Genomic DNA, 25152 nt, shown 5'->3' with positions numbered 1-25152 from the left:
CGGGGGAGCGCATGACAGACCATCCGATCCACGAAAATCACGCGATAGCAGGATATTTCGGCGCCTGGCGGTTGTCGTTGCGACTGGCACGCCGAGACATTCGACGACACCGCGGGCGTGCGCTGCTCGTGGTCTTGCTGGTCGGGCTGCCGTTGCTGATCGTCGCTGCTGGTGCAACGTTTGCCTACACCCGGGACGTGAGTAGCAAGGAGGGGTTGACGAGGACGATGGGCGCCGCGCAGGCGTACCTCTACCCGGTCGACCAATGGCAGGTCAGGCAGTCTCCGGACGGCAGTACGACAGGAGGCGACGGTCTGCTGCCCAGGGCGAGCACCCTGCCGGGTGCGCGTCCTGGTCGGGCGGTCACGGCCGCCGGTTTGCAGGGGGTGACCGGAGGCGAAGTCCTGCCGGTGAGCAATCGCTCAACGCGGGTGCAGTTCGGTGACCGCAAGATCTCCGCGCAGGTGCTCGGCATCGACGGTCGGAATCCGGCCTACCGAGGAATGGCGCGGCGGACGACCGGCCGTTGGCCCACCACCCCCGACGAGGTGCTGGTCACTCGGGCCGGCAAAGCCCGAGGTATTCCATCGCAGGGTCGGATCAGGTTGAGTGAGGCCGGCAAGATCCGTGCGGTGACAGTCGTCGGGACGGCGGCTGCGCCTGGCGCCGAGGCGCTCGTCGCGTTGCCCGTCGGCGCGGATGGTTGGCTGCTGAAACGGGACACCCCGGTCGACTGGGCCGAGGTCAAACAACTCAATCGCTACGGCCTGGTCGTGCAGAGCCGCAGCGTCATCGAGCATCCGAGCCAGGCGGCGAATGACGGCCCAGCACAACGACTTTCGTACGACGCCAACCCCGTGCCGGCGAGTGTCTGGACGCTCCTGGCGGTCGGTTTGGTGATCGTGATTGCCATGCTCGCCGGTCCCGCCTTCGGCGCCAGTGCCAGCCGGCAGCGGCACGCGCTCGGCCTGCTGGTCAGCAACGGTGCGACACGGCCGCAGCTGCGGCGCTACCTATTGGGGCAGGCGCTGCTCCTCGGTGCGATTTCCGCCCTGGTGTCGATCGTCGCCGGGGCAGTTGTCGGTTGGGCGGCGATAAGAGTGCACGTCGCCATGTCGCCGACGGCCGTCGCGCCCGGTCCGCTCGAACTGCGCTGGCGCTCCGGAGTGCTGCTCTTGCTGATCGCGATCGTGGCGTCATTGGTGGCGGCCTACATTCCGGCCGTCGCCGCGGCACGCCTGCGTCTGATCGAGGTGCTGCGCGGGCAGGTTTCGCCGCGGACCGTACGGGCCGGTTGGCCGGTCGCCGGTGTCGTCCTTGCCGCAGGCGGCGCATTCCTGCTCTGGGTGGCGATCGTGCCCAGCCTGGACGCGGGTAGCCGAAACGTCAGCAATCTGCCGATCATCGGTGCCATCGGCCTGGGTGCCGCCGCGCTCTTTGGTGGCGTGCTCATGACCACGCCCTGGCTGCTCGCGCAACTGGGGCGGGCCGCCGGACGGTTCCCGCTGGCCATACGCCTGGCAGCTCGGGACGTCAGCCGGCAACGCGGCCGCGCCGTGGCGACTACCGCCGCGATTCTGGGGACGGCCGCCCTGTGCTGTGCGGCGCTGATCGGCTACGCGACGGTGCAACGCGACTACGCGGCCGAGTACACCCCGCAGCTCCCAATGGGACAGGCATCGGTGGACCTGTATGGCGACAGCGATGCCGCCGCTGCCGAAAGGGTTGTTCAAAAAGCGATTCCGCGCGCCGAGATCGCAGCCGTGAGCGTTCTCGGATCACGCCCGACTCTGGGGACGTCGTCTGAGTGGGGAGTCGCGATGTACTCCGGCACGTGCACCGACCAGGAAGCCATGCAGGCCGCAGCCAGCGACTCGTGTCACATTGTGTCGTCTCCGCTCGCAGGCAACACGATCGTCGTTGGTGACGTCGATGACCTCGCACGTGTATTCCGGCTCAGTGACACCGACCGACGGCAACTTCGTGACGGACGCCTGCTGTTGCCCACGGCCGGGCGACGCGACGGCCCGACACCGATGCATGTCGTGACCGGAACGGTGGACCGGTTCGGTGATGATCGGGTGAAGGTTGCGGCGAGCAAGGTCCTTCCCGCCATCGCGAGCACCCAATCGTCCCTCACGTATGCAGCGCCGAAGGACGATACCTACGTCATGTCCGGTCCATTTCCGGCTGGGCTGGCAACCCCGGCCGCGGTGCGGGGATTGGGCGCGGTCAGCGTCGCCCGGTTGGTGATCAGTGCGCCAGGAGGAGTGTCCGCGGACGCGCAACGGACGATCGCCGAGCGCATCGATGACGCCGACCGCTTCTGCGTCGAGCGCGGCTACCAGGATGACAATCGCTGGGTGTTCGTCATCATCGGTGCGGTGTTCGGGCTGCTGCTCCTCGTCGCAACCCTGGTGTCGACGGCGATGTCTCAGGCCGAATCCCGTGCGGACAGTGCGACGCTCGCGTCGATCGGTGCACCCGGCCGAACGCGAAGGGCGATCGCTGCGTCGAATGCTGCGGTCGTCGGGCTGGTCGGAGCCCTGCTCGGTCTGGTTGTGGGCCTGGTGCCGGGCATCGCGGCAGCCCGTGCGCTCACCGGCGGGTTCGGTGGGCGCAGCGCGGCGGTGATTCCGTGGGGGCCAATGCTCGCAGTCGTGCTCGGAGTGCCGCTGCTGGCCGCCATACTCGCCGGTCTGGTGACGCGGGGACGCCCGCCGATGACCCGTCGTACCACCTGACGGACGTGATGTCGGTCACCCCCCGATATGGTGCGCGTATGACGACAAGCCCGCTCCGCATCGTGGTCGCCAAACCAGGACTCGACGGTCACGACCGTGGCGCAAAGGTCGTCGCCCGCGCGCTGCGCGACGGCGGCATGGAGGTCATCTACACCGGCCTGCACCAGACACCCGAGCAGATCGTCGAGGCCGCGATCCAGGAAGACGCGGATGCCGTTGGCCTGTCAGTGCTTTCGGGCGCGCACATGACGCTGTTCGCCAAGGTGATCGAGCTGCTCAAGGCGAAGGACGCCGACGACATCGTCGTCTTCGGCGGCGGCATCATCCCGGAGGAGGACGTGCCGGCGCTGCAGGAGATGGGCGTTGCCACCGTCTTCACCCCGGGCGCGACCACGACCGAGATCGTCGACTGGGTGCGGACCCACGTGGGCGCGGCGGAGCGCGAGGGCTAGCATCCAATACCGGACGACGAGGTCCGGACACGCCCCATCCGGCGCATCACGGGCCTTTCCCTTTCTCTCGATGACGAGGATGGATTCCGCGTGGATCTTTTCGAATACCAGGCGCGCGACATGTTCGAGGCGCACGGAGTGCCGGTGCTGGCCGGCAAGACCGCAACCACCCCGGAGCAGGCCCAGCAGGCCGCTGCCGAGATCGGCCCGAAGTCCGGCGGCGTGACCGTGGTCAAGGCCCAGGTCAAGACCGGTGGCCGCGGCAAGGCCGGTGGCGTGAAGGTCGCCAAGTCGCCCGAGGAGGCGGGGCAGCTCGCGCAGGGCATCCTCGGCATGGACATCAAGGGCCACACGGTCGGCACCGTGATGATCGCCCAGGGCGCCGACATCGCTGAGGAATACTACTTCTCGGTGCTGCTGGACCGCGCGAACCGCAACTACCTTGCGATGTGCAGCAAGGAAGGCGGCATGGAGATCGAGCAGCTCGCGGTCGAGCGCCCGGAGGCCCTCGCCCGTGTTGCGGTCGACCCCAACGTCGGCATCGACGAGGCCAAGGCGCAGGAGATCGTGCAGCAGGCCGGCTTCGACGCCGAGACCGGCGCCAAGATCGTGCCGGTGCTGCAGAAGCTGTGGGACGTGTATGCCGGTGAGGACGCGACCCTGGTCGAGGTCAACCCGCTGGTCAAGACCGGCGCCGGTGACATCCTCGCGCTCGACGGCAAGGTCACCCTCGACGGCAACGCCGACTTCCGCCACCCCGACCACGAGGCCCTCGAGGACACCGCCTCCACCGACCCGCTCGAGGCCAAGGCCAAGGAGAAGGGCCTCAACTACGTCAAGCTCGACGGCGAGGTCGGCATCATCGGCAACGGCGCGGGCCTGGTCATGTCGACCCTCGACGTGGTCGCCTACGCCGGTGAACAGCACGGCGTGAAGGCCGCCAACTTCCTCGACATCGGTGGCGGCGCCAACGCCAAGGTGATGGCCGACGGTCTCGACGTCATCCTCGGCGACGAGCAGGTCAAGTCGGTCTTCGTCAACGTCTTCGGCGGCATCACCGCCTGCGACGAGGTGGCCAACGGCATCAAGGGCGCCCTGGAGATCCTCGGCGCGGGCGCCACCAAGCCGCTGGTCGTGCGCCTCGACGGCAACAAGGTCGACGAGGGTCGCGCGATCCTCAACGAGCTGAACCACCCGCTGGTCACCCAGGTCGACACGATGGACGGCGCCGCGGCCAAGGCCGCAGAGCTCGCCGGCTCCGCCAAGTGATCCGCTGACGGCATACGACATAAGGAATCTTGAACAATGTCAATCTTTTTGAACGCTGACAGCAAGATCATCGTCCAGGGCATGACCGGCGGCATGGGCTCCAAGCACACCGCCCTCATGCTCGAGGCCGGCGCCAACATCGTCGGTGGCGTGAACGCCCGCAAGGCCGGCACCACCGCCGAGATCGGCGGCAAGGAGCTGCCGGTCTTCGGCTCGGTGAAGGAGGCGATGGACGCGACCGGCGCCAACGTCTCGGTCGCCTTCGTGCCGCCGAAGTTTGCCAAGGACGCCGCGATCGAGGCGATCGACGCGCAGATCCCGCTGCTGGTCGTCATCACCGAAGGCATCCCGGTGAAGGACACCGCCGAGTTCTACAACTACTCGATCGGCAAGAAGACCCGGATCATCGGCCCCAACTGCCCGGGCATCATCACCCCGGAGGAGTCGCTGGCCGGCATCACGCCGCACACCATCGCCGGCAAGGGACCGATCGGGCTGGTGTCCAAGTCGGGCACGCTGACTTACCAGATGATGTACGAACTGCGCGACTTCGGCTTCACCACCGCGATCGGCATCGGCGGTGACCCGGTCATCGGCACCACCCACATCGACGCGCTCGAGGCGTTCGAGGCCGACCCCGACACCAAGGCGATCGTGATGATCGGCGAGATCGGCGGCGACGCCGAGGAGCGTGCCGCGGCATACATCAAGGAGCACGTGACCAAGCCGGTCGTCGGCTACGTCGCGGGCTTCACCGCGCCCGAGGGCAAGACCATGGGCCACGCGGGCGCGATCGTGTCGGGCTCGTCCGGCACCGCCGCCGCCAAGAAGGAGGCCCTCGAGGCTGCCGGGGTCAAGGTCGGCAAGACGCCGTCCGAGACAGCCAACCTGATGCGCGAAATCATGAAAGACCTTCAGAAGTAAGGTCGTTCACGACTGACCAGAGCCGGGTGCCCGATGTGGATGCCCGGCTCTGGTCATGTCACGGGCCCTCACGCGGCGACGATCGCGAGCACGGCGCCGCCGATGAGGAACGGCCCGAACGCCAGGTGGGTATGCCGGTTCGCGCGCCGGGTGAGCACGAGCGCTGCAGCCCACAGGCCCGCGCCGAGGAAGGCGAGCGCGATCGCGCCGACGACCGTGCCCCACGACAGCCAGCCGGTGAGGACGCCGAGGCTTGCGCCGAGTTTGACGTCGCCGAAGCCGAGCCCGGCGCCGCCCGGCGAGGCGAACATGATCGCGAAACCGGCTGCGAAGACTGTCAACCCGGCGGCGGCCGAACGACCGAATGCGGGCCAGTCGTGAGTGCTCGCCGACGCCAGTGCCGTGATGAGCAGGCTGCCGGGGATCAATGGCAGGGTGATGCGGTCGGGCAGCCGGTGGGTGCGTGCGTCGATCACCGCAAGCGCGAGCAGCGGCACGGCTGCGAGGACGTAACCGAGCGCCGCCACCACGTCGAACCGGTCGGTGAGCACGTCCCAGGCTAAGCGGCCGAGCACCCTCGAATCCGTCGTCCACAGCGGACGGATCTGCCGCACGACCGGCGAGCCTGCCGGGCGCCGACGGATATCCCGGCGACCATGGTCGGCGATGAGCCTTCTCGATCGTGCCCGCAACCTGACCAGTCTCGCCGCTCCGGAGTCACCGGCGCAGCGGCGCGACTGGCGCCAGCTCGCGATCGCCGCCGGGTATGGCGCCGTGGGCGCCGCGTCACTGGGGCTGCTCCTGGTCGTGCCGGTGCTGCTCGCCTGGGCGGCCGACCCGCGCAGCAGCGTCGGCTGGACGGACGCGCTGAGCTTCAGCGGGGACGGCTGGGCGCTCGCGCATCGCGGCCACATCGGGGTCGACGGCGCCGGTCAGTCGGTGGTGTTCGCACCGCTGCTGCTCACCGCGCTCGCACTTGTGCTCGCGCGCACCGCGGCAAAAGCGATGCTGGGTTACCTGTCCGAACGGGCGGGCGCCTGGTGGGAGGGGCCTGCGTCATACGTCGGTGGGTATGTCGTGACTGGCCTGGTGATCTGCGCGCTCGCGATGAGCGGGCCGGCGTCGCCCAACGTGTTCACGGTGATCCCGGGGGCGTTGCTGATCGGCGCGGCCGGGTGCGTCTGGGCGCTGCTGCGCAGTGAGGAAGGCGTGGCCAGGCAGGCGAAAGAGCTTGTCGACGAACGGGTCTCGCTGTCGACCAAACGAGCGCTGCGACCCGCTGTCGAGGGCGTCTTCGGCTATCTCGTGATCGGTCTGGTCATCGTGCTCGGGCTGGTCGTCTTCCACCTGGGGTCGATCGGCGCACTGAACGGACAGCTGCGGCCGGGGTTCTTCGGCGGGGTCGTGCTCTGGCTCGGCCAGCTCGCGGCACTGCCCAATCTGGTGCTGTGGGCGGCAGGTTGGACGACCGGTGCTTCCACGCAACTCGGCGCGGTCAGCATCGGCACGGGCAGCGTGCACGGCGGCGTGCTGCCGATGATCCCGGTGCTCGGTGCGGTGCCGGACGCCGGCCCACTGCCGTTCTTCACCGCGATCGCGCCGCTGCTGCCGATCGCGCTCGGCTGCGCGGTCGGCTGGCGCGCCCTCGGCCGGCTGACGACCTACACTTCCCTGCGCACCAAGGCGACGACGGCCGCTCAGGCCGCGGCCGCGACCGGGTTGCTGGTGCTGGTGCTCAGCTGGCTGTCCACTGCCGGGGTGAGCGGCGGGTCGCTCGACTACATCGGCCCGTCGCTCATGCTGGTGCCGCTGCTGCTGGTCGAGCTGGTGCTCGGGGCGGTGGCCACCACTCTCGTGCTGCACTGGCAGCGTGCGCTGCGCCGCTGAGCGGTTGTCGGTGGGCAGTCATATGGTCCTCGGATGGACGATGACCTCGCGCGTGCCCGGCTGACCGAGCTGGGGCGAAGCGCCCGGCTGCGGCTGGGCGAGCTGCGGGCCAGCTTCGATGACGTCGTCGAGGCGCTGCGCGACAGCAACGCCGACGACGAGCACGACCCCGAGGGGCGCACCATCGCGGTCGATCGGTCGATGATCGACACGCTCGCCAAGGATGCCGAGGCGCAACTGGCCGCGGTCGACGCAGCATTGGCGCGGCTGGACGCCGGGACCTACGGAGTGTGCGAGCGCTGCGGCGCCCCGATCGCCGACGGCCGGCTCGAGGCCCGTCCGACCGCGACCGTCTGCACCGACTGCGCGCGGGCGACCTAGCTAGCCGCAGCCTCAGCCGCCGGTGATCATCCGCCGCATGTCATCGCTGCGATCGCTGAGTTGCTCCTTGCACAAGGCCTGGGTGGTCTTGGTGTTGGCCTTCGACATGCAGGTCTCGTAGCGCTGCGTGGTGCCCCAGAAGACATAAGGCATCGCGACCATCACGATCAGCGCGACCGTCAGCGCCAAGCCGACCGACGTCCACAGCTTGATAGGTCCCGGGGTGCGCGCGGCGGCGAGTGCGCGCAGGGTCAGCACCGACTCGACCGCGGACGCGACCAGCGGCACCAATGCCACAACATTGAAGGGGACCGGCATCAGCGTGGCGAGGAAACCGAGCAGCAGATAGCCGAGGCCGCGCCGCGAGTGCACCACTGATCGCGGAGTCACCGGCTGGTCGGTCATACGAAGACATCCCCCGGGGCGGTTGCGGCTGTCAGGTCGGGCGATAGGTTGCCCGTCGTGATCAACGATTCTGCCGCGCCGGGTGTGCCCGCTTCCGGTCCGGTGCCGATCGTGGTGCTGGTGTCCGGTTCGGGGACGTTGCTGCAGGCCCTGCTCGACGCGTCCGCCGACCCGGAGTATGGCGTGCAGGTCGTCGCGGTCGGGGCCGACCGCGACGGCATCGAGGGCCTGGCCCGTGCCGAGCGCGCCGGGGTGCCGACGTTCGTGCACCGGGTGCGGGACTACGCCGACCGAGCCGCGTGGGACCGTGCGGTCAGCGAGGACGTCGCGTCATACCACCCGGAGCTGGTGGTGTCGGCGGGCTTCCTGAAGCTGGTGGGGGAGTCATTCCTCGAGCGTTTCGGGGGCCGCTACCTCAACAGCCACAATGCGCTGCTGCCTAGTTTCCCGGGCATCCACGGGCCGCGTGACGCGCTGGACTATGGCGTAAAGGTCACCGGCGCAACGCTTTTCGTCGTTGATGCAGGCGTCGACACCGGCGCGATCGTCGCCCAGTGCGTGGTGCCGGTCGAGGACGACGACACCGTCGACACGCTCACCGAGCGGATCAAACAGGCCGAGCGGCCGCAACTGGTCGACTGGGTCGGCCGGCTCGCCCGCGAGGGCTTCCGGGTCGAGGGACGCCGGGTGGTGCTCGGCTCCGCCGATTCGGCCGGCGGCACCGACGCCCGTTAAGCTGGCGGCACACGACTGGCGCAGGTGGGCAACCACCGGGGAGTGCAGTCGCGTGCATCGTCCGCCTGGGTGCGCGCCGGATATCCGCCGAACTCTGCGAGGAGAGTCATGTCCGAGTCGCCCGCCACCGACAACTCCGGCCGCCGCCCGATCAAGCGCGCGCTGATCTCCGTCTACGACAAGACCGGTCTGGAGGAGCTCGCGCGCGGGCTGCACGCGGCCGGCGTCGAGCTGGTATCGACCGGCGGCTCGGCCAAACTCATCGACGGCCTCGGCATCCCGGTCACCAAGGTGGAAGACCTCACCGGCTTCCCGGAATGCCTCGACGGCCGGGTCAAGACGCTGCACCCTCGGGTGCACGCGGGGATCCTCGCGGACACTCGTGTGCCCGAACACCTTTCGCAGCTTTCCGAGCTCGGCGTCGCGCCGTTCGAGCTGGTGGTCTGCAACCTCTACCCCTTCCGGGAGACGGTCGCGTCGGGTGCGACGCCCGACGAATGCATCGAGCAGATCGACATCGGTGGCCCGTCGATGGTGCGCGCTGCGGCCAAGAATCACCCGAGCGTCGCGATTGTGACGGAGCCTGCGTCATACAACTCCGTGCTGGAGGCCGTGACCGGCGGCGGTTTCACCTTCGAAGCGCGAAAAATGTTGGCAGCACGCGCTTTTGCGCACACCGCCGACTACGACAACGCCGTCGCCAACTGGATGGCGGGCGGGTATGTCGACACCAGCGACGGCACCGGCTTCCCGGCGTGGTCGGGTGCGACGTTCGAGAAGGCGCAGGACCTGCGCTATGGCGAGAACCCGCACCAGGCAGCCGCGCTCTACCGGCACTGGCGGCCCGGCGTCGCCTCCGCCGAGCAACTCTTCGGCAAGGCGATGTCCTACAACAACTACGTCGACGCGGACGCGGCGGTGCGTGCGGCATACGACCACGGCGACCTGCCGACGGTGGCGATCATCAAGCACGCCAACCCCTGCGGCATCGCGGTCGGGGACAAGGACGAAAGCATCGCGTCGGTGCACGCGAAGGCGCACGCGTGTGACCCGGTGTCGGCGTTCGGCGGCATCATCGCGACCAACCGGCCGGTCACCCAGGAGATGGCCGAGACGGTCAAGGACATCTTCACCGAGGTCGTGATCGCGCCCGACTTCGAGCCCGGCGTGGTCGAAATCCTGAGCAGCCGCAAGGCGATTCGGCTGCTGAAGCTGCCGGCCGAGCTGGCGCAGCAGCGCGACCCGGTCGAGATCCGGCCGATCAGCGGCGGCATGCTCATGCAGCAGGTCGACAAGGTCGACGCGGTCGTGCGCGACGAGTCCGGTGAGATCACCGGCGGCGACGACGCCGCCAACTGGCGGCTGGTCTCCGGCACGGCAGCCGACGAGCAGACGCTCGCCGACCTGCAGTTTGCCTGGAGGGCGGTCCGCGCGGTGAAGTCCAACGCGATCCTGCTCGCCTCCGGCGGTGCCTCGGTCGGTGTCGGCATGGGCCAGGTCAACCGGGTCGACTCCTGCGAACTCGCGGTCGACCGCGCCGGCGCCGAGCGCGCCCGCGGATCGGTCGCCGCCTCCGACGCGTTCTTCCCCTTCCCCGACGGACTGCAGGTGCTCATCGACGCCGGCGTCAAGGCAGTCGTCGCACCCGGTGGGTCCCTGCGCGACCAGGCGGTCATCGACGCCGCCGCCGACGCCGGGCTCACGATGTACTTCACCGGGACGCGGCACTTCGCGCACTGAGGAAGCTCGCCGCTCGCAGGCTCGCGGCGAGCTTCCTCAGTGCCCCGTGTTTTTGGCGCCGGCTCCTCCTCCGCCGGAGCTCGCTGGCGCTCGCCCGGGCGGCATCGTCGCCGACGCGGGTTCCGGGGCGAGCGAGCTCGTCATACAAACAGGCACTGGTCACACAAAGTGGGGACTTGTCACGTGCTACAGCACGTGACAAGTCCCCATTTCGTGGACCAGTCGCTCCGAGCGTGACAAGTCCACATTTCGTGGACGAGTCGTCAGCCGGCGGACAAGTGGCTCGTTCGGTCAGGAGTTGTTCGCGGCTGCCTCGACCTTGCGCAGGCGGGCCACGAGGGTCTTGAGCAGCGCAGCGGCGATGTCGCCGTCACCGCGGACCAGCGGCATGAACGCCATCGACGACAGTGCGAACGTGGTCACGCCGTTCGGGCCGGCGACCACATTGGCCGATCGCGGCGCGCCGTCGATCATCGACAGTTCGCCGACGTAGTCGCCGACGCCGATCTCGCCGCGCGACTGTCCGCCGACATCGACGGTGGCGCTGCCGTCGAGCACGACCCGCAGACCGGCCTCCTGCGCGCCCTCGCTGATCACCTTGCCGCCGGCGGCGGTCTTGAACGTCGCGCCGGTGTCGGCGATCTGTGAGATCGCGGCCGGGCTGAGACCCGCGAAAAGGTCGATACCTGCAAGAACCTGCTTCAGCTGGGCGCTGGCCATGAATCCCTCCGGATGAGAACACCGAGTGTGCAACAGGCAAAAGCTAGCAGCGGCCGCAGCCTTTCGCCGGGTAGATTCGCCGGTCATGACCGCCTGCGGCCGGGTAACGCGGCGAAGCTGCGACAGAGCACGCGGTGACTCCTGAGAGAATGCAGCCGTGATCACCTGTGCGCGCTGCGGATTCCAGTCGCCGGTGGGGACCAGGTTCTGCCCCAACTGCGGCGCCGCACTCGCCCAGGGCGGCCTGCAGGCGCCGGTGCGCAAGCACGTGGTCATTCTCTTCGTCGACATCGTCGGCTCCACCAGCCTCGGCGAGTCCATCGACCCCGAAGCGTTGCGCGCCAGCCTCGCTCGCTATTTCGATGCGGTCTCCAAGGTCGTCTGGAAGTACGGCGGCACCGTCGAGAAGTTCATCGGCGACGCCGTCATGGCCGTCTTCGGCGTCCCGGCGACGCGTGAGGACGACGCGACCCGCGCCGTCCAGGCCGCCACCGAGATCCACTCCGCGGTCAAGGAGGTCTCCGGCCGCATGCAAGCCCAGCTCGGGCAGAGCCTGCGGGTGCGCATCGGGATCAACTCCGGCGAGGTCTTCGTCACTCATCAGCCCGACGGGCAGATCTCGGTCACCGGCGACGCGGTCAACGTGGCCGCCCGCCTGGAGGCCGCCGCGGGGCCCGAGGAGACGTATGTCGGTGACACGGTCGCCGACCTCGCCGGACCCACCGTGACGCTCGACTACGTCGGGCCGATCACGCACAAGGGCAAGACCGAGCCGCAGGACGTCTACAAGGTCTCCGAGAGCGGCACCCGGCACGGAGTGCTGCGCCGGACTCCGTTTGCCGGCAGGGAGATCGAGCTGCGCGACCTCGGCGCGATCGCCGACCGGTCGTTGCGTTACAGCCAGGGCTGGTTCCTGACGTATGTCGGGGAGCCCGGCATCGGCAAGAACCGCCTGGTGTCGCACTTCCTCGACGAGCGCGACGGGATGCGGGTGCTGCGTGGCACCGCCCAGCCGCTCGCGACCGACGGCAGCTACGGGCCGCTCGCCAAACTGCTGTCCGCGATCGGCGACGACTGGCCGGACATCGTTGCCGGCATGTTCGACGATGCAACCGCGACAGCGATCGTGCGCCGGCTGAAGTCCGCGACCGCCCGGTCGGAGGAGACCACCTCCACCGACGACATCGTCTGGGCGGTGCGCAAGGTGCTGTCCCGGTTGGCCCTCGCCGGGCCAATCGCGGTGGTGTGGAAGGACATCGAGTGGGCGAGCGACCCGATGCTCGACCTCATCGAGCAGCTGATCGAGCCGTTGCGCACCTACCCGGTGCTGACCATCTGCACCGCCCGTCCCGAGCTGTTCGAACGCCGACCGATGTGGGGCGGCGGCCAGCAGTCCCGGGTCGAGCCCGTCGACGCACTCGACGCCGCAGCGCTGCGCGAGATGGCGAGCGAGCGGATGCCCGAACTCGAAGCAGCCGCAAAGGAATCCGGCCAGTCCGTCGACGTCTCGCTCAACGCGCTCATCCGGCGCAGCGACGGCAACCCGCAGGTCTTCCAGGTGCTGCTGGAGTGCATGTGCGACGGGGAGGAGTTGCCCGTCTCGGTGCACACGCTCTTCGAGGCAACCCTCGACCGGCTGACCCCGATGGAGCGCGCGTTCTGCGAGGTGGGCAGCGTGCTCGGGCGCGAGTTCTATGCCGAGGCGGTCGGCCCGGTGCGCACCGCCAGCCCCGACCCGGCCGACGACGGCAACGACGTGGCCGGCCGGCTACGGCAGCTGAACATCCTGGAGTTCGGCGACCAGGACACCAGCGGATTCACCCGCTACCAGTTCGTGCAGTCGATGCTGATGGAGACCGCCTATCGAACCCAGGCGCGTCAGGTGCGGTCCGAGCGGCACGTGCGAGCGGCCGACTGGCTGACCGCCAACGCTGACCGCCTCGACGGCTCGCAACGCCAGGCGATCGCCGAACACCTTCGCCAGGCGTATGACGAAATCGCCGCCGTATCAGCGGATCTCGAGCTGGTGGACGGCATCCGCGACCGCGCCGCCGAAGCAGGATTCCAGGCGGCGGAGGAGCTCGATCTGCGCGGTGAGCCCGGCGCGCGCGAGTCCTACCTCGACCTGCTGCCACTCTACGAGAACGGCGACCCCCGGCTGCACGACCTCGCACACCGGGCGTTCATGCGGACCGACCACATCGACGTGCCCGAGATCGAGGAGATCGTCCAGCTGCTCGACCGCAAACTCGAGGAGTCGCCGGCCTGGCTGGTGCACCGCGAGGCGATGCTGCTCGCCGGCCGGCTGCAGACCGGGGTGACCCTGCCGTTGGAGGGGATCGACGTGGCCACCGAACTCGTCGGGGCGGCAAGCTCGTTCGCCGACCTGGAGGGTTTGCGCTTCGACGCCGGCTGGGCGCGAGTCCTCGCCTACGGCCTGGCCGGACGGATGAGCGAAGGGCTCACCGAGACCGGGCGACTGAGCGAGCTTGCCGACGCGGCGGGCGACCGGCCAGTGCGCCGCCGCCTCACCTTCGCCCGGGTCGAATACGGCATGTGGAGCGACCAGCCCGTCGCGACCGTGCTCGAGGACGTCGACCAAGCGCTGGCCGCTGCGGGCGCGCAACGGGATCGCATCCTCAGCCTGCTGCCGATGCGCGTGTGGCTGCGGGCGATGCGGGGTGACCGCACCGGCGCGACGGCCGACTGGGACCGGGTGCTCGAACTGTCCAGCGGCGCGGACTATCTGGCCCGTGAGACCGACCGCTGGGCGATGGCGCTCTACAGCTTCGGCGATGCCTCCGGTGCCGCCGACGCGCTGCAGGAGAGCCTGCCGTTGCTCACCCCGATCGCGCAGCTCGACAACAGCCTCTGGATCGTCCGCCTGCGCATGCGGGCGGGGGACTTCGCCGGCGCGCTCGAGGCCTTCGACGGCGACCTCGAAGCACCGACGCTGGACGACGACGGTTACAGCCCCGGTCTACGGGACAGCGTCACCGGACTGCTGCTCGCCGCTACCGGACGGGAGGACCTGGCCCGCACACGACTGCAACAGGCCCGCGACGGCACCCGGGGCATGTCGATGCCGATCACCCTCGCCGAACGCGACATCGACGAGGCGATGGCCCTGCGGATGCTGGGCGACGAGCCGGCCGCACAGTTGGCTCGTGAGCGAGCGGCCTCGGCATACGACCGCAAGGGGGCGAGCGCCATGGCACGCAACATCGACAGGTGGCTCACCGCCACCGATACCTTGAAAGGGGACGCGCATGCTCACCCACACGCGTGAATTCCGCACCGGGGGAAGCGAAGTCGTGCTCGACATCACCAGCGAGTGCGCCGATTTCGTCACCCGTGCACCCGACGGCCTCCTGCAGCTCTTCGTGCCGCACGCCACCGCCGGCATCGCGATCCTCGAGACCGGTGCCGGCAGCGACGAGGACCTGCTTGCCGCGTTGCGCGACCTGCTGCCCGCCGACGACCGGTGGCGGCACGCGCACGGCAGCCGCGGCCACGGTCGGTCCCACGTCATGCCGGCACTCATCCCGCCCTACGCCACCGTGCCGATCGTCGACGGCCGGCTTGCGCTCGGCACTTGGCAGAGCATCTGCCTGGTCGACCTCAACGTCGACAACGCGGTGCGCACCGTGCGCTTCTCGTTGATCCCCGGCTGAACGCGGCCCGGCGCGCGGCGTGAAAAGATACGAGCCGTGACCGCGACGATCCTGGACGGCAAGGCAACCCTGGCGACGATCAAGGACGAGCTGCGTGCGCGCATCGCCGCGCTCCGTGAGCGCGGGGTGGTGCCCGGGCTCGGCACGGTGCTCGTCGGCGACGACCCGGGCTCGACCTGGTATGTCAACGCCAAGCACCGCGACTGCGCGAGCGTCGGCATCACCTCGATCCGCCGCGACCTGCCGGGCACCGCGACCCAGGCCGAGGTCGAGTCGGTCATCGACGAGCTCAACGCCGACCCGGCGTGCACCGGCTTTCTCGTGCAGCAGCCCACCGGGCTCGACGAATTCGCTTTGCTGTCAAGGGTTTCCCCGGACAAGGATGTCGACGGCCTGCATCCGACCAACCTCGGCAAGCTGGTCCTGGGGGAGCCCGGCCCACTACCCTGCACCCCGATCGGCGCCATCGAGCTCCTGCGCCGGTATGACGTGCCGCTCGCGGGCGCAGAGGTGGTCGTGGTCGGGCGCGGCATCACCGTCGGCCGGCCGCTCGGACTGCTGCTCACCCGTCGGAGCGAGAACTCCACGGTCACCCTGTGCCACACCGGCACCCGCGACCTCGCAGCGCACACCCGCACCGCCGATGTGGTGGTCGCCGCGGCCGGAGTGCCGGGGCTGATCACCCGAGACATGGTCAAGCCGGGAGCCGCGGTGCTCGATGTCGGTGTGTCCCGCGTCGACGGCAAGATCGCCGGTGACGTCGCTCCGGAGGTCGCCGAGGTGGCCGGGCACCTCAGCCCGAACCCGGGGGGAGTTGGGCCGATGACCCGGGCCATGCTGCTCACCAACGTCGTGCAGGCGGCCGAGCGGCTCGCCGAGGCGGACACGCCCGCGTGACTCCATTCCGGCTCGGCCCCCTGTGGTGGCTGCTGGCCGTCGGCTGCGTTGTCGCGCTCGGTGTGCTCACCACCACGTCCGTGCGAGCCGGCGGCTACCTGCTCGCCGGCTGTCTCGCGGCGGCCGGTCTGCTGCGGATCTACTTGCCGGAGAAGGCTGTCGGCGCACTCGTCATACGCTCGCGAATGGTGGACGGGGTGTTCTTCTTCACCCTCGCGGCGGCGGTGGCGTTCATCTTCAGCATCGTCAAACTGGGCGGCCTGCCGGGTTGAGAAAAGCCGGGCCGACGCTGTGCGCGTCGACCCGGCTTTCAGGTAGTCCGGCGGCTCAGATGAGGCCGAGCTCCTTGACCGTGTCGCGCTCGCCCTCGAGCTCCTTGACCGAGGCGTCGATCTTGCCGCGGGAGAAGTCGTCGATCTCCAGGCCCTGCACGATGCTCCACTTGCCGTCGGCGACGGTCACCGGGAACGAGGAGATGATGCCCTCGGCAACGCCGTACGAGCCGTCGGACGGCACCGACATCGACACCCAGGCGCCGTCCGTGCCGTGCTGCCAGTCCCGGGCGTGGTCGATGGTGGCCGAAGCCGCCGAGGCGGCCGAGGATGCGCCGCGGGCGTCGATGATCGCCGCACCGCGCTTGGCGACGGTCGGGATGTAGGTGTTCTCGATCCAGTCCTGGTCGCCGACGGCCTCGGCCGCGGACTTGCCGCCGACCTGCGCGTGGAACAGGTCGGGATACTGGGTCGCGGAGTGGTTGCCCCAGATCGACATCTGGGTGATGTCGGTGGTCTTGACCCCGAGTTTGGCCGCCAGCTGCGCCAGCGCCCGGTTGTGATCCAGGCGGGTGAGCGCGGTGAAGCGCTCGTTCGGGATGTCGGGGGCGTTGCTCATCGCGATGAGCGCGTTGGTGTTGGCCGGGTTCCCGGTCACGGTGACCTTGATGTCGTCGGCCGCGACGTCATTGAGGGCCTTGCCCTGCGGGCCGAAGATGCCGCCGTTGTCCTTCAGCAGGTCGCCGCGCTCCATGCCCGGGCCACGCGGCTTCGCGCCGACCAGCAGGGCGTGGTTGACACCGTCGAAGACCTTCTTGGCGTCGTCGCCGATCTCGACGCCGGCGAGCAGCGGGAAGGCGCTGTCGTCCAACTCCATGACGACACCCTCGAGTGCCTTCAGCGCCGGAGTGACCTCCAGCAGCCGGAGCTCGACCGGGGTGTCCGGGCCGAAGAGGTCGCCTGCCGCGATGCGGAAGAGCAGGCTGTAACCGATGTTGCCGGCGGCGCCGGTGACGGCGACCTTGACTGGCGTGGTGCTCACGAGATTCCCCTTAGGGCGCGAAATTGAATCCTTGGCTTGGTACTTCCGCAAATGACGCTAGCAGCGCGGACCGGACGCGCTCGCAGCGGTCCGAGGAGCGCCGGATAACCTGGAGGCCGCGCGCCACCGCGCGCCCGCCGTCCGGTCGGCGCGACCGCCCGCCCGGAACTGCGAACCCCGTGTTACCAAGGAGCCCTAGTAGGTCATGGAGAAGATCAAGGTCAAGAACCCCGTCGTCGAGCTCGATGGCGACGAGATGACGCGGATCATCTGGCAGTTCATCAAGGACCGACTGATCCATCCCTACCTCGACATCGACCTGAAGTACTACGACCTGGGCATCGAGAACCGGGACGTCACCGACGACCAGGTGACCGTCGACGCGGCCAACGCGATCAAGGAGCACGGGGTCGGCGTCAAGTGCGCGACGATCACCCCCGACGAGGCGCGCGTCGAGGAGTTCGGCCTCAAGGAGATGTGGAAGAGCCCGAACGGCACGATCCGCAACATCCTCGGCGGAGTGATCTTCCGCGAGCCGATCATCATCTCCAACGTGCCGCGCCTGGTGCCGGGCTGGACCAAGCCGATCATCATCGGCCGCCACGCCCACGCCGACCAGTACAAGTCGCAGAACTTCAAGGTGCCCGGCGCCGGCAAGGTGAAGATCACCTACGAGCCCGCCGACGGCAGCGAACCGCTCGAGCTCGAGGTCGCCGAGTACGGCGACGACGGCGGCGTCGCCATGGGTATGTACAACTACAACAAGTCGATCGAGGATTTCGCCCGCGCCTCGCTCAACTACGCGCTGCAGCGCAAGGTGCCGTGCTACCTGTCGACCAAGAACACCATCCTCAAGGCGTATGACGGGCAGTTCAAGGACATCTTCCAGCGCATCTACGAGGAGGAGTTCAAGACCGACTTCGAGGCTGCGGGCATCACCTACGAGCACCGCCTCATCGACGACATGGTTGCCTCCGCGCTGAAGTGGGAGGGCGGTTACGTCTGGGCCTGCAAGAACTACGACGGTGACGTCCAATCCGACACTGTCGCACAGGGATTCGGCTCGCTCGGTCTGATGACCTCGGTGCTGATGACCCCCGACGGCAAGACCGTCGAGGCCGAGGCGGCACACGGCACGGTGACCCGCCACTACCGCCAGCACCAGCAGGGCAAGGCGACCTCGACCAACCCGATCGCCTCGATCTTCGCCTGGACCCGGGGTCTGGCCCACCGCGGCAAGCTGGACGAGACCCCCGAGGTCACCCAGTTCGCCGAGACCCTCGAGCGGGTCTGCATCGAGACCGTGGAGTCGGGTCAGATGACCAAGGACCTGGCGCTGCTGGTCGGCCCGGACCAGCCCTTCCTCACCACCGAGCAGTTCCTCGACGCGATCGACCAGAACCTGCAGAAGGCGGTCGGTCAGCCGGCAGCCTGAGCCGTTCCGACGCGCTCCAGCAAGGCGCTCACCTGACGCACCCGGTCCGCCCAGTCGACGCCCGTCGGCCCGGCGACCGGGTGCGGTGTTTGCAGGGCACGGCGCACGGCGGCGGGAAAACCGGCGCCCTCGGCGATCGTCGCCGCGGGACTGTCGACGAAGCCGGCAACCGGTGTCGAGACCACCGGGCGACGTGCCGCTTCATACTCGTAGCGCTTGATCGGGTCGAGGGCCGCGGTGAAGTCGTCGACCACGTGTGGGACCAGCAGCACGTCGGCGTGCAGGAGATAGCCGGGCACCGACGACGCCGCACGCGCCCCGAGTATGGCGACGCCTGCGCCCGCCAGGCTCGCCCGCGAGGCAGGGTCCAGCGCGTCCGGTCCGACCAGGACGACCGTTGCGACGGCTGCAAGTTCGGCCGCGGTGGCCCGGACCAGGTCGACATCCAGCCGGTCGGTGTGCAACGTCCCGGCATACAGGACGACCGGGCCTGCGGGCAGGTCGGTGGGCGCGGGCAGGGGTCCGGCATACGCGGCGAGATCGGCGGCGTTGGGCACGAGCTCCACTCGCCGGTCGCGGCCCTTGACGCGCTGCAGCTGCGGCGAGCACACGATGACCTCGGCCGCCTCGGCGAGCAGGGTGCGCTCGTTGGCTGCCAGCCGGGCCAGCTCCCGCGGCGACCGCCGCGCGGCCAGCCAGTCATCGGTGATGTCGTAGAGGGTCGGCCAGCTGGTGAGCCGGAGCAGGGCCGCGCCGTCGGGCGCGTTGACCCACAGGACCGGGCGGTCGAAGCCGATGCGGCGAGCCGTCCGGACGACGTGCCTCGCCCAGCGACCGTCGGACTCCGGGGCGATGCGCCGAGGGAGCCATTTGGTCGGTTCGAGCAGCCAAAGATGTTGCCAATGCTGCGAATCCGACGGACCCGCCGGGCGCAGCCCACGGCCGCGTCGGGGTGCTCGGCGCCGCCGCGCCGCGTGGAGCGGGTCCTGGGCGGGTTCGACGAAGAGCACGCGCAGCCCGGGGTCCGCGCCGAGCAGTCCGTCGATGAGGTGTTGGTTGCGCCGGCGCACTTCGTCCCAGGCTTCCAACGAGATGACAACCAGGTCCATCAGACGACCCGGGCGTAGATCTCGTCGATCCGGCGGACCATCTGCGCGGTGCTGAACCGGGTCCGCTGGACGTCGCGCAGCGCCGCTCCGCAGCGCGCGCGGCGCTCGGCGTCCGTGGCCAGTGCCGACAGCAGATTGCCCGCGCGCACATGATCGCCCGGCGGAAACAGCAGGTCGGGGGTGACGGCACCGACGGTCTCCAGGTGGCCGCCGCCCGCTGCGGCGACGACGGGCAGTCCCGCCGCCATCGACTCGAGGGCGGTCAGACCGAAACCTTCGATCCGGGTGGGGGACAGCAGGATCGAGCTCTCGTCCAACAGCCTGGCAATGTCACCTCGGTGGCCGAGGAAACTGGTCGAGCCTGCGATGTCGAGCCGGTCGGCCAGGCGTCGCAGGTCCGGCTCCTCACTGCCGGAGCCGGCTATCAGCAGCCGCCAGCCGGCCGCCGCCAACCCGGAGGACGCGAATCCCCGCAGCGCGACCGCGGACTCCTTCTCGGGCTCCAGTCGTTGGGCGAGCAGCACGGTCGGCGCCCGCGCGGCGACCGGTTCGGGTCGCTCGTCGATGCCCGGATGGACCACGCACAGCTGCGTGCCGGCGGTGGCAGCGACATACGCACTGACCGCGATCTGCTCGCTCAGCAGCCCGTCGAACAGTCGGAACACCCCGGATCGCAGGCGAGAGCCGCCACGCCGGGAGGCGAAGTGCCGAGTGGCGACTACCGGCGCGCGCCGCCAGGCGCGGCGGGGGAGCAGCGCCGCGGTCTCCGCCGCGGTCATGTGCGCGTGAATGATCTGCGGATCCCACGTCCGCAACCGGCGCAGCTGGCGGTGCACCTCGAGCGTCGTACTCGCCGGCAGCCAGCGAACACCCTGCCCGTCCAGCACGGCCGCGGTGCGCTCCGGCTCACCGCCGACGACGACAACGTCGTGTCCGGACGCCGCCTGGGCGAGGGCCAGGCGGGTGACGTACTGCTCCACACCGGCGAAACCGTCGGATCTGACCGACTGGACGATCCTCATCGGGCACGCTCCCCGGCGACCTCGCGGGCCAGCCGCAGGTAGTCTGCCGCCACCGCGCCCCAACCGAGAGACTGCGCGGATTCGCGTGCCGCTGAACGCGTTTGGGCGACCGGAAGGTTGCGGACGGTCGTGATCGCGGCCGCGATCGCGGAGGGTTGGTCGGTGCTGAGCGCACCGGTGCGCCCGTCGCGCACCAACTCCGCGGCGGCTCCGACCGGGGTCGCGACGACCGGGAGCCCGGACGCCAGCGCCTCGGTCACCACCAGCCCCCACGACTCGTAGGCACTGGGCTGCGCCAGCACGTCCGCCGCCGCGAAGAACGGTGCCGGGTCGTCGACGGCCGGCTGGAACATGCAGCGGTCGAGGACGGACGCCTCGCGGGCGGCCGCCCGCGAAGCGGCGCGTTCCTGCCGGCTGCCACCGACCACGAGCAGACGCACATCGGCCGGCAGCTCGGTCAGCGCGCGCAGCAACGGGCGCAGCCCCTTGCGGCCATGCTCGTGTCCGACGAACAGCACCACGAAAGCGTCTGCCGGCACACCGAGTTCGGCGCGGATCGCGGACCGGCGGGCGGCAGTCGCCGGCCGGAAGTGCTGCAGGTCCACGCCGTTGCCGATCACCGTCGTGGGCACCGCCAGCCGGGGAAACTCCGCGCGCAGTAGCCGGTCCTCGGTGCTGCACAGATTGACGATCCGCCGATGTATGACGGTGCTGCCGTAGCGGTGCCGGTCGCGCAGATGAGTGACGACGTGCAGCGGGTTGCGCAGCATGCGCCGGCGAAAGTCACCCCGAGCGCGCATGGCTGCGGTGAGCAGGCCGTGGTTGACGTAGATGTCACCGGCGAGCGCATCGTTGTGGGTGATCGTCACGGTGTCCGAGGGGTCGTCGCGGATGATCCGTCGCAGCCGGGCCGTGCCGACGGTGCTGAACCAGATCACCCGCGCGGCGACCGCCGCGTAACGCAGCGGGCCCGGCAGCGCATCAGGCAACCAGGAGCCGCCGCACTCGCGCAGGGTGAAGCGTTCGGTGGCGACGCCCCGGGCGGCAAACTCCTGCTCCAGCGCGTAGGCCACGCCGCCGACACCACTGCCTGGGCCGATCTGCGGGGCGACCTGCCTGATGCGCAGGCTCATCGGGCCAGCGCTCGCTGCAGGGTGTCCGCCGACGGTGCGTCGGCGGCCTCGCGGGCCCGGGCGGTCGCCTCGTCATACGCCTGGGCACCCAGGCAGATGCCGATCCCGACGAACGGCAACGACGTCGTCACCGCGACCCAGAAGATGTCGAACTGTCCGGCGATGACGCGATTGGCGAGCAGCGCGAACGCGAGCGCGCCGTAGCGCTGATCGATCCCGGCCAGCTTCTTCAACGACCCGAGCGCCCAGATGAGGAAGCCGAGCAGGCCGATGATGCCCGCGGAGGTGAGCACCTCCAGCTCCGCTTGCGGGGGCTGGAAGCCGGAGGGAAAGCGGTCGGTGTACCACCAGCGCAGTCCGACACCGAACCAGACGTCGTGCTGCCAGACGGATATCGACTGGTCATACCAGGTCAGTCGTTGATTGCTGGAGCTGAACTGGTTGCCGCCGCTGAGCTGATTGGTGACCAGGGTGGTGATGAAACCGATGACGGGCACGACGCCGAGAAGCAGAAGCTGCGAGCGACGCGCCTGACGGTCGCCGCGCAGCACGAGCCAGGCGATCGCCACGACCAGACCGATGGCGGCCTGCCGGGACTGGGCGAGGCCGATGCCGCCGACGCAGATCCAGAAGACGGTCAGGCCGACGCCGCGCGGGAGTCGCATCCACCGTTCGCGGGCGTAACTGACGGCCGCGACCAGGGAGAGCACCGAACCGGAGAAGTTCTTGTTCATCTCGAACGGGAACGTCGCGTTGATGGCGGCGAAGTCCCCGGAGGCGTATTGCCGGATCGCGGCGGCATACACACCTGCTGCGATGACGACGCCACAGGCGAGGATCAGCCAGGTCGCGACAGCGGCCCGGCCGTGCCGGCCGAGGACCCACCCGACGAGCAGTGCGCCGGAGATGAGCAGCCACTCGTGGAACCACTCGACGTAGTTGGCGCGATAGGGGTTGGCCACGAGGGTCAGTGCAGTGGAGGCCTGATAGATCGCCGACAGCCACAGCAGGCTGCGCAGCGGCGGTGACAACGGGCGTGTCCCGCCGATGATCGCCGGTGCGACGCACAGACCGAGCGCGAGGTCGGACACGGTCAACGAGGTGTCGCCGGCCCCGGTCCGGGCCACCACGAAGAACAGCGGCAGGCAGATGAGCATCATCAGGGCCGGGTCGGTCAGGCCGACGGTGAAGATCAGTAACGCGATGACGACCGCGACGACCACCGTTTGATGCGTGGGCAGCAGGTGTCCGAGCGCGAGCGAGGCGATCACCACGCACAACGCGCCGAGCGCGTAGAGCGCGCGCTGCCCGAAGGTTTGCCAGGCCGTCACGCCGCCTCCAGCAGGTCGCGCTCCTGCGCCAGCGGGCCCAGGACCAGACGTCGGGCGCGGTCGAGGAACTCGCCGCGACGGTGGCGTATGACGAGGGCCCGCGCCATGGCGCCGACAATCCCGGCGGCCCGGGTGACCTGCCAGCCGGCCGCCCCGAAATGCTTGCGCACGAAGCGCTCCTGCCCCGCGGCGAAATGCGTCTCCCGGCGGCGCGGGTCGGTGCTGGTGGCTGCGCCGAGGTGGCGCGCGACCACGTCGTCGCTGAGGCGATGCCGCCAGCCGAGCAGCGCCGCGCGCCGAGCCCAGTCGGTTTCCTCGGCGTAGAGGAAGAAGTTGTCGTCGAAGCCGCCGACCTGTCGCAGCGCCTCGGCGCGCAGCAGCAGCACCGACCCGATCGCGTAGCGGCCGGGTCGCAACCGCCCGAGACCGACCGCCTCGACCCACGCTCCCGCCGGCGTCGGCCACGGCCACCAGGCCCTGGTCTCGGCGCCGGACCCGTCGACCTGGCGTGCGCCGATGCTGGCCAGCTGCGGGTCCGCCCGCAGCTGTGCTTGCAGTCGCCGGGCGTCGGCACTGCCGAGCTGGGCATCCGGATTGAGCAACAGCACGTCGCAGTCGTCGGCAAGGACGGTCAGCGCCCGGTTGACGCCGCCGGCGAAGCCGAGGTTCGCACCGGGGTCGAGGTATGCCGCACCGGCCGCGACGGCGGCCGCTCGCACGCGGGAGTCGGACGAATTGTCGACGACCACGACCGGCAGACCAGCGACGCTGCGCAGGCAGGCCGCGACCAGGTCAGGGGTGCCGTAGGCGACGACGACCACCTGCAGCGCAGGCACCGACGATGAACCGGTTGCAGGTGAATCGCGTTGTGCCACCTCGGCATACAGCCGGGAGAAGCTCGCGCCGACGGCCTGCCAGCTCCAGCGCGGGGCCAGCTCCAGCGCGCGTCGGCGCAGCGTCGAGTGCAGACCCGGGTCGATCGCGAACTGCGCGAGCGCCTGTCGCAGTGCGCTCGGGTCGCCGGCGGGCACCACCACGCCCGCGTCGTCGACCACGTCCGGGAGGGCGCCACTGTCGCTGGTCACCACGGGTGTGCCGCAGGCCAGCGCCTCGGTGGCGACCCGGCCGAACTGCTCCACCCAGCTCGCCGTGGTGCGCGACGGGACGGCGAGCACGTCGAGCGAGCGGTAGAAGCCCGGCAGCGCGGCGTGATCGAGCGAGCCGCGGAAGGTGATGCGGTCGCCGGCCGCGCTCGCGGCGGCCCGCAACGTTGCCTCCTGCGAGCCGGCGCCGGCGATGTCGAGCCGGAGCGCCGGGTCGGCCAGCACTGCCTCGATCAGCACGTCGACGCCCTTGTGCGGCTCGAGACGCCCGGCATACCCGACCCGCACCGCGGCGGGGTCGACCGGCCGGGCTGCCGGCGCGGGTGCGAAGTGCGCCTCGTCGAGGCCGAGCGGGATCACCCGCGCCCGGCCGGGAAAGCCCCGTCGTTCGCAGCGCCGCGCCGCCGCGCGATTGCAGGTTTGCACCGCGGCCGCGTGCCGCAGCGCCCAGCGTTCGAGCGGGCCGAACGGCGGCGGGTAGCGCTTGTCGATGTTCTGCGCCGAATAGAGGATGTATGGCGCGCGACGGCGGTGCAGCAGGCGCAGCAGCAACACCTGCGCCGTCGCGAGCGCGAACGGCTCCTCGTGCAGGTCGAGCACGTCGTGCGGCTGCCCGAGCGCTCGCCAGAGTGCGAACGGCTGATAGACGAACAGCGCCGGGTGCCGGCCGAAGGTGGCGATCCCGCGCACCTGCTCTCCGGGCCGCGCTCGGAGCGGGATGCGCTGTCCGGCCTCGTCCCAGGCCCGGGCGGTGATCGAGGTGACCTCGTCTCCGAGGCGGCGCGCCGTGCGCTCGCGTTCGCGCCACGCGTCGACGACACCGCTGTGGCTGATGCGGAGTACGCGCACGGGGACAGGTCTTCCCTCTCGGGTGGGC

Annotated in this window: 22 protein-coding genes and 1 riboswitch; of the genes, 13 read left to right on the top strand and 9 right to left on the bottom strand. The window is 69.8% G+C overall.

Annotated elements, in window-relative coordinates; translation table 11 throughout:
* Positions 1-11 precede the first annotated feature (11 nt).
* From N2M23_RS19790 to sucD, 4 genes are all read left to right on the top strand, one after another.
* Positions 12-2744 carry an FtsX-like permease family protein gene (locus N2M23_RS19790; protein WP_265447958.1) on the top strand — a complete coding sequence of 911 codons (2733 nt, stop codon included), beginning with the start codon at positions 12-14 and terminating at the stop codon, positions 2742-2744.
* A 38-nt stretch (positions 2745-2782) separates the two neighbouring features.
* Positions 2783-3196 (top strand): coenzyme B12-dependent isobutyryl CoA mutase small subunit, encoded by a 414-nt coding sequence (icmB, locus tag N2M23_RS19785; protein ID WP_265447956.1) that lies wholly within the window; start codon positions 2783-2785, stop codon positions 3194-3196.
* Positions 3197-3286: 90 nt separating this feature from the next.
* Positions 3287-4465, top strand: coding sequence for an ADP-forming succinate--CoA ligase subunit beta (gene sucC / locus N2M23_RS19780; RefSeq protein WP_265447955.1), 1179 nt, complete (start codon positions 3287-3289; stop codon positions 4463-4465).
* A 36-nt stretch (positions 4466-4501) separates the two neighbouring features.
* Complete coding sequence (gene sucD, locus N2M23_RS19775) at positions 4502-5389, top strand: succinate--CoA ligase subunit alpha (RefSeq protein WP_265447954.1); 888 nt, start codon at positions 4502-4504, stop codon at positions 5387-5389.
* Between the two features lie 68 nt (positions 5390-5457).
* Here the strand turns inward: sucD and N2M23_RS19770 are convergent, their stop codons facing one another.
* Complete coding sequence (locus tag N2M23_RS19770) at positions 5458-6003, bottom strand: prepilin peptidase (RefSeq protein WP_265447952.1); 546 nt, start codon at positions 6001-6003, stop codon at positions 5458-5460.
* Positions 6004-6055: 52 nt separating this feature from the next.
* Between N2M23_RS19770 and N2M23_RS19765 the strand changes: the two genes are divergently transcribed.
* Positions 6056-7276 (top strand): cell division protein PerM, encoded by a 1221-nt coding sequence (locus tag N2M23_RS19765; RefSeq protein ID WP_265447950.1) that lies wholly within the window; start codon positions 6056-6058, stop codon positions 7274-7276.
* 33 nt (positions 7277-7309) lie between these two features.
* Positions 7310-7657, top strand: a complete 348-nt coding sequence (locus N2M23_RS19760; RefSeq protein WP_265447949.1) for a TraR/DksA family transcriptional regulator — start codon at positions 7310-7312, stop codon at positions 7655-7657.
* Between the two features lie 12 nt (positions 7658-7669).
* Here N2M23_RS19760 and N2M23_RS19755 read toward each other — a convergent pair whose 3' ends face one another.
* The gene (locus N2M23_RS19755; RefSeq protein WP_265447947.1) at positions 7670-8062 is read right to left on the bottom strand and encodes a hypothetical protein; all 393 of its coding nucleotides are present in this window, start codon (positions 8060-8062) and stop codon (positions 7670-7672) included.
* Between the two features lie 57 nt (positions 8063-8119).
* Between N2M23_RS19755 and purN the strand changes: the two genes are divergently transcribed.
* Both purN and purH read left to right on the top strand, forming a co-directional pair.
* Positions 8120-8797, top strand: coding sequence for a phosphoribosylglycinamide formyltransferase (gene purN, locus N2M23_RS19750; RefSeq protein ID WP_265447945.1), 678 nt, complete (start codon positions 8120-8122; stop codon positions 8795-8797).
* A 1-nt stretch (position 8798) separates the two neighbouring features.
* Positions 8799-8875, top strand: a riboswitch (ZMP/ZTP riboswitch).
* A 30-nt stretch (positions 8876-8905) separates the two neighbouring features.
* On the top strand, positions 8906-10537 hold the full coding sequence (purH, locus tag N2M23_RS19745) for a bifunctional phosphoribosylaminoimidazolecarboxamide formyltransferase/IMP cyclohydrolase (RefSeq protein WP_265447943.1): 1632 nt from the start codon (positions 8906-8908) through the stop codon (positions 10535-10537).
* Between the two features lie 291 nt (positions 10538-10828).
* Here purH and N2M23_RS19740 read toward each other — a convergent pair whose 3' ends face one another.
* Positions 10829-11257 carry a cyclic nucleotide-binding domain-containing protein gene (locus N2M23_RS19740; RefSeq protein ID WP_265447941.1) on the bottom strand — a complete coding sequence of 143 codons (429 nt, stop codon included), beginning with the start codon at positions 11255-11257 and terminating at the stop codon, positions 10829-10831.
* A 157-nt stretch (positions 11258-11414) separates the two neighbouring features.
* Here N2M23_RS19740 and N2M23_RS19735 point away from each other — a divergent pair, with 157 nt between their 5' ends.
* The 4 genes from N2M23_RS19735 to N2M23_RS19720 are packed head-to-tail and all read left to right on the top strand — an operon-like array spanning position 11415 to position 16100.
* Positions 11415-14546 (top strand): adenylate/guanylate cyclase domain-containing protein, encoded by a 3132-nt coding sequence (locus N2M23_RS19735; protein ID WP_265447939.1) that lies wholly within the window; start codon positions 11415-11417, stop codon positions 14544-14546.
* Positions 14527-14931 (top strand): secondary thiamine-phosphate synthase enzyme YjbQ, encoded by a 405-nt coding sequence (locus N2M23_RS19730; protein WP_265447937.1) that lies wholly within the window; start codon positions 14527-14529, stop codon positions 14929-14931. Before N2M23_RS19735 ends, N2M23_RS19730 begins: the two co-directional genes overlap by 20 nt.
* A 36-nt stretch (positions 14932-14967) precedes the next feature.
* Positions 14968-15828 carry a bifunctional methylenetetrahydrofolate dehydrogenase/methenyltetrahydrofolate cyclohydrolase gene (locus N2M23_RS19725; RefSeq protein ID WP_265447936.1) on the top strand — a complete coding sequence of 287 codons (861 nt, stop codon included), beginning with the start codon at positions 14968-14970 and terminating at the stop codon, positions 15826-15828.
* Positions 15825-16100 (top strand): DUF3017 domain-containing protein, encoded by a 276-nt coding sequence (locus N2M23_RS19720; protein WP_265447934.1) that lies wholly within the window; start codon positions 15825-15827, stop codon positions 16098-16100. Before N2M23_RS19725 ends, N2M23_RS19720 begins: the two co-directional genes overlap by 4 nt.
* 55 nt (positions 16101-16155) lie before the next feature.
* On the opposite strand, the gene N2M23_RS19715 is transcribed toward N2M23_RS19720, so the two are convergent.
* The gene (locus tag N2M23_RS19715) at positions 16156-17142 is read right to left on the bottom strand and encodes a malate dehydrogenase (protein WP_265447932.1); all 987 of its coding nucleotides are present in this window, start codon (positions 17140-17142) and stop codon (positions 16156-16158) included.
* A gap of 205 nt (positions 17143-17347) precedes the next feature.
* Between N2M23_RS19715 and N2M23_RS19710 the strand changes: the two genes are divergently transcribed.
* Positions 17348-18577 (top strand): NADP-dependent isocitrate dehydrogenase, encoded by a 1230-nt coding sequence (locus tag N2M23_RS19710; protein WP_265447930.1) that lies wholly within the window; start codon positions 17348-17350, stop codon positions 18575-18577.
* On the opposite strand, the gene N2M23_RS19705 is transcribed toward N2M23_RS19710, so the two are convergent.
* Genes N2M23_RS19705 through N2M23_RS21065 form a run of 5 tightly spaced genes read right to left on the bottom strand, consistent with a single transcriptional unit; the run spans position 18562 to position 25124 of the window.
* Positions 18562-19686: a glycosyltransferase gene (locus N2M23_RS19705; RefSeq protein WP_265447928.1), complete on the bottom strand. Its 1125-nt coding sequence runs from the start codon at positions 19684-19686 to the stop codon at positions 18562-18564. The two genes, N2M23_RS19710 and N2M23_RS19705, sit on opposite strands and share 16 nt — an antisense overlap.
* Positions 19686-20708, bottom strand: coding sequence for a glycosyltransferase family 4 protein (locus N2M23_RS19700; RefSeq protein WP_265447926.1), 1023 nt, complete (start codon positions 20706-20708; stop codon positions 19686-19688). Before N2M23_RS19700 ends, N2M23_RS19705 begins: the two co-directional genes overlap by 1 nt.
* Positions 20705-21841: a glycosyltransferase family 4 protein gene (locus N2M23_RS19695; protein WP_265447924.1), complete on the bottom strand. Its 1137-nt coding sequence runs from the start codon at positions 21839-21841 to the stop codon at positions 20705-20707. The genes N2M23_RS19700 and N2M23_RS19695 overlap by 4 nt, the downstream gene beginning before the upstream one ends.
* The gene (locus N2M23_RS19690) at positions 21838-23172 is read right to left on the bottom strand and encodes an O-antigen ligase family protein (protein WP_265447922.1); all 1335 of its coding nucleotides are present in this window, start codon (positions 23170-23172) and stop codon (positions 21838-21840) included. The genes N2M23_RS19695 and N2M23_RS19690 overlap by 4 nt, the downstream gene beginning before the upstream one ends.
* Positions 23169-25124 (bottom strand): glycosyltransferase, encoded by a 1956-nt coding sequence (locus tag N2M23_RS21065; RefSeq protein ID WP_265447920.1) that lies wholly within the window; start codon positions 25122-25124, stop codon positions 23169-23171. Before N2M23_RS21065 ends, N2M23_RS19690 begins: the two co-directional genes overlap by 4 nt.
* Positions 25125-25152 lie beyond the last annotated feature (28 nt).

The sequence above is a fragment of the Flexivirga meconopsidis genome, assembly GCF_026162425.1.
Lineage (GTDB): Bacteria > Actinomycetota > Actinomycetes > Actinomycetales > Dermatophilaceae > Flexivirga > Flexivirga meconopsidis.
Note: the sequence above shows the minus strand (reverse complement) of the source record. Positions and strands in the feature narration are given on the sequence as shown.

Coding starts and splice junctions, on each gene's coding strand:
- N2M23_RS19700 (WP_265447926.1), bottom strand. CDS start 20,708: ATGAGGATCGTCCAGTCGGTCAGATCCGACGGTTTCGCCGGTGTGGAG.
- N2M23_RS19755 (WP_265447947.1), bottom strand. CDS start 8,062: ATGACCGACCAGCCGGTGACTCCGCGATCAGTGGTGCACTCGCGGCGC.
- N2M23_RS19695 (WP_265447924.1), bottom strand. CDS start 21,841: ATGAGCCTGCGCATCAGGCAGGTCGCCCCGCAGATCGGCCCAGGCAGT.
- N2M23_RS19765 (WP_265447950.1), top strand. CDS start 6,056: ATGAGCCTTCTCGATCGTGCCCGCAACCTGACCAGTCTCGCCGCTCCG.
- N2M23_RS19740 (WP_265447941.1), bottom strand. CDS start 11,257: ATGGCCAGCGCCCAGCTGAAGCAGGTTCTTGCAGGTATCGACCTTTTC.
- icmB (WP_265447956.1), top strand. CDS start 2,783: ATGACGACAAGCCCGCTCCGCATCGTGGTCGCCAAACCAGGACTCGAC.
- sucD (WP_265447954.1), top strand. CDS start 4,502: ATGTCAATCTTTTTGAACGCTGACAGCAAGATCATCGTCCAGGGCATG.
- N2M23_RS19760 (WP_265447949.1), top strand. CDS start 7,310: ATGGACGATGACCTCGCGCGTGCCCGGCTGACCGAGCTGGGGCGAAGC.
- purH (WP_265447943.1), top strand. CDS start 8,906: ATGTCCGAGTCGCCCGCCACCGACAACTCCGGCCGCCGCCCGATCAAG.
- N2M23_RS19730 (WP_265447937.1), top strand. CDS start 14,527: ATGCTCACCCACACGCGTGAATTCCGCACCGGGGGAAGCGAAGTCGTG.
- N2M23_RS19790 (WP_265447958.1), top strand. CDS start 12: ATGACAGACCATCCGATCCACGAAAATCACGCGATAGCAGGATATTTC.
- N2M23_RS19710 (WP_265447930.1), top strand. CDS start 17,348: ATGGAGAAGATCAAGGTCAAGAACCCCGTCGTCGAGCTCGATGGCGAC.
- N2M23_RS19705 (WP_265447928.1), bottom strand. CDS start 19,686: ATGGACCTGGTTGTCATCTCGTTGGAAGCCTGGGACGAAGTGCGCCGG.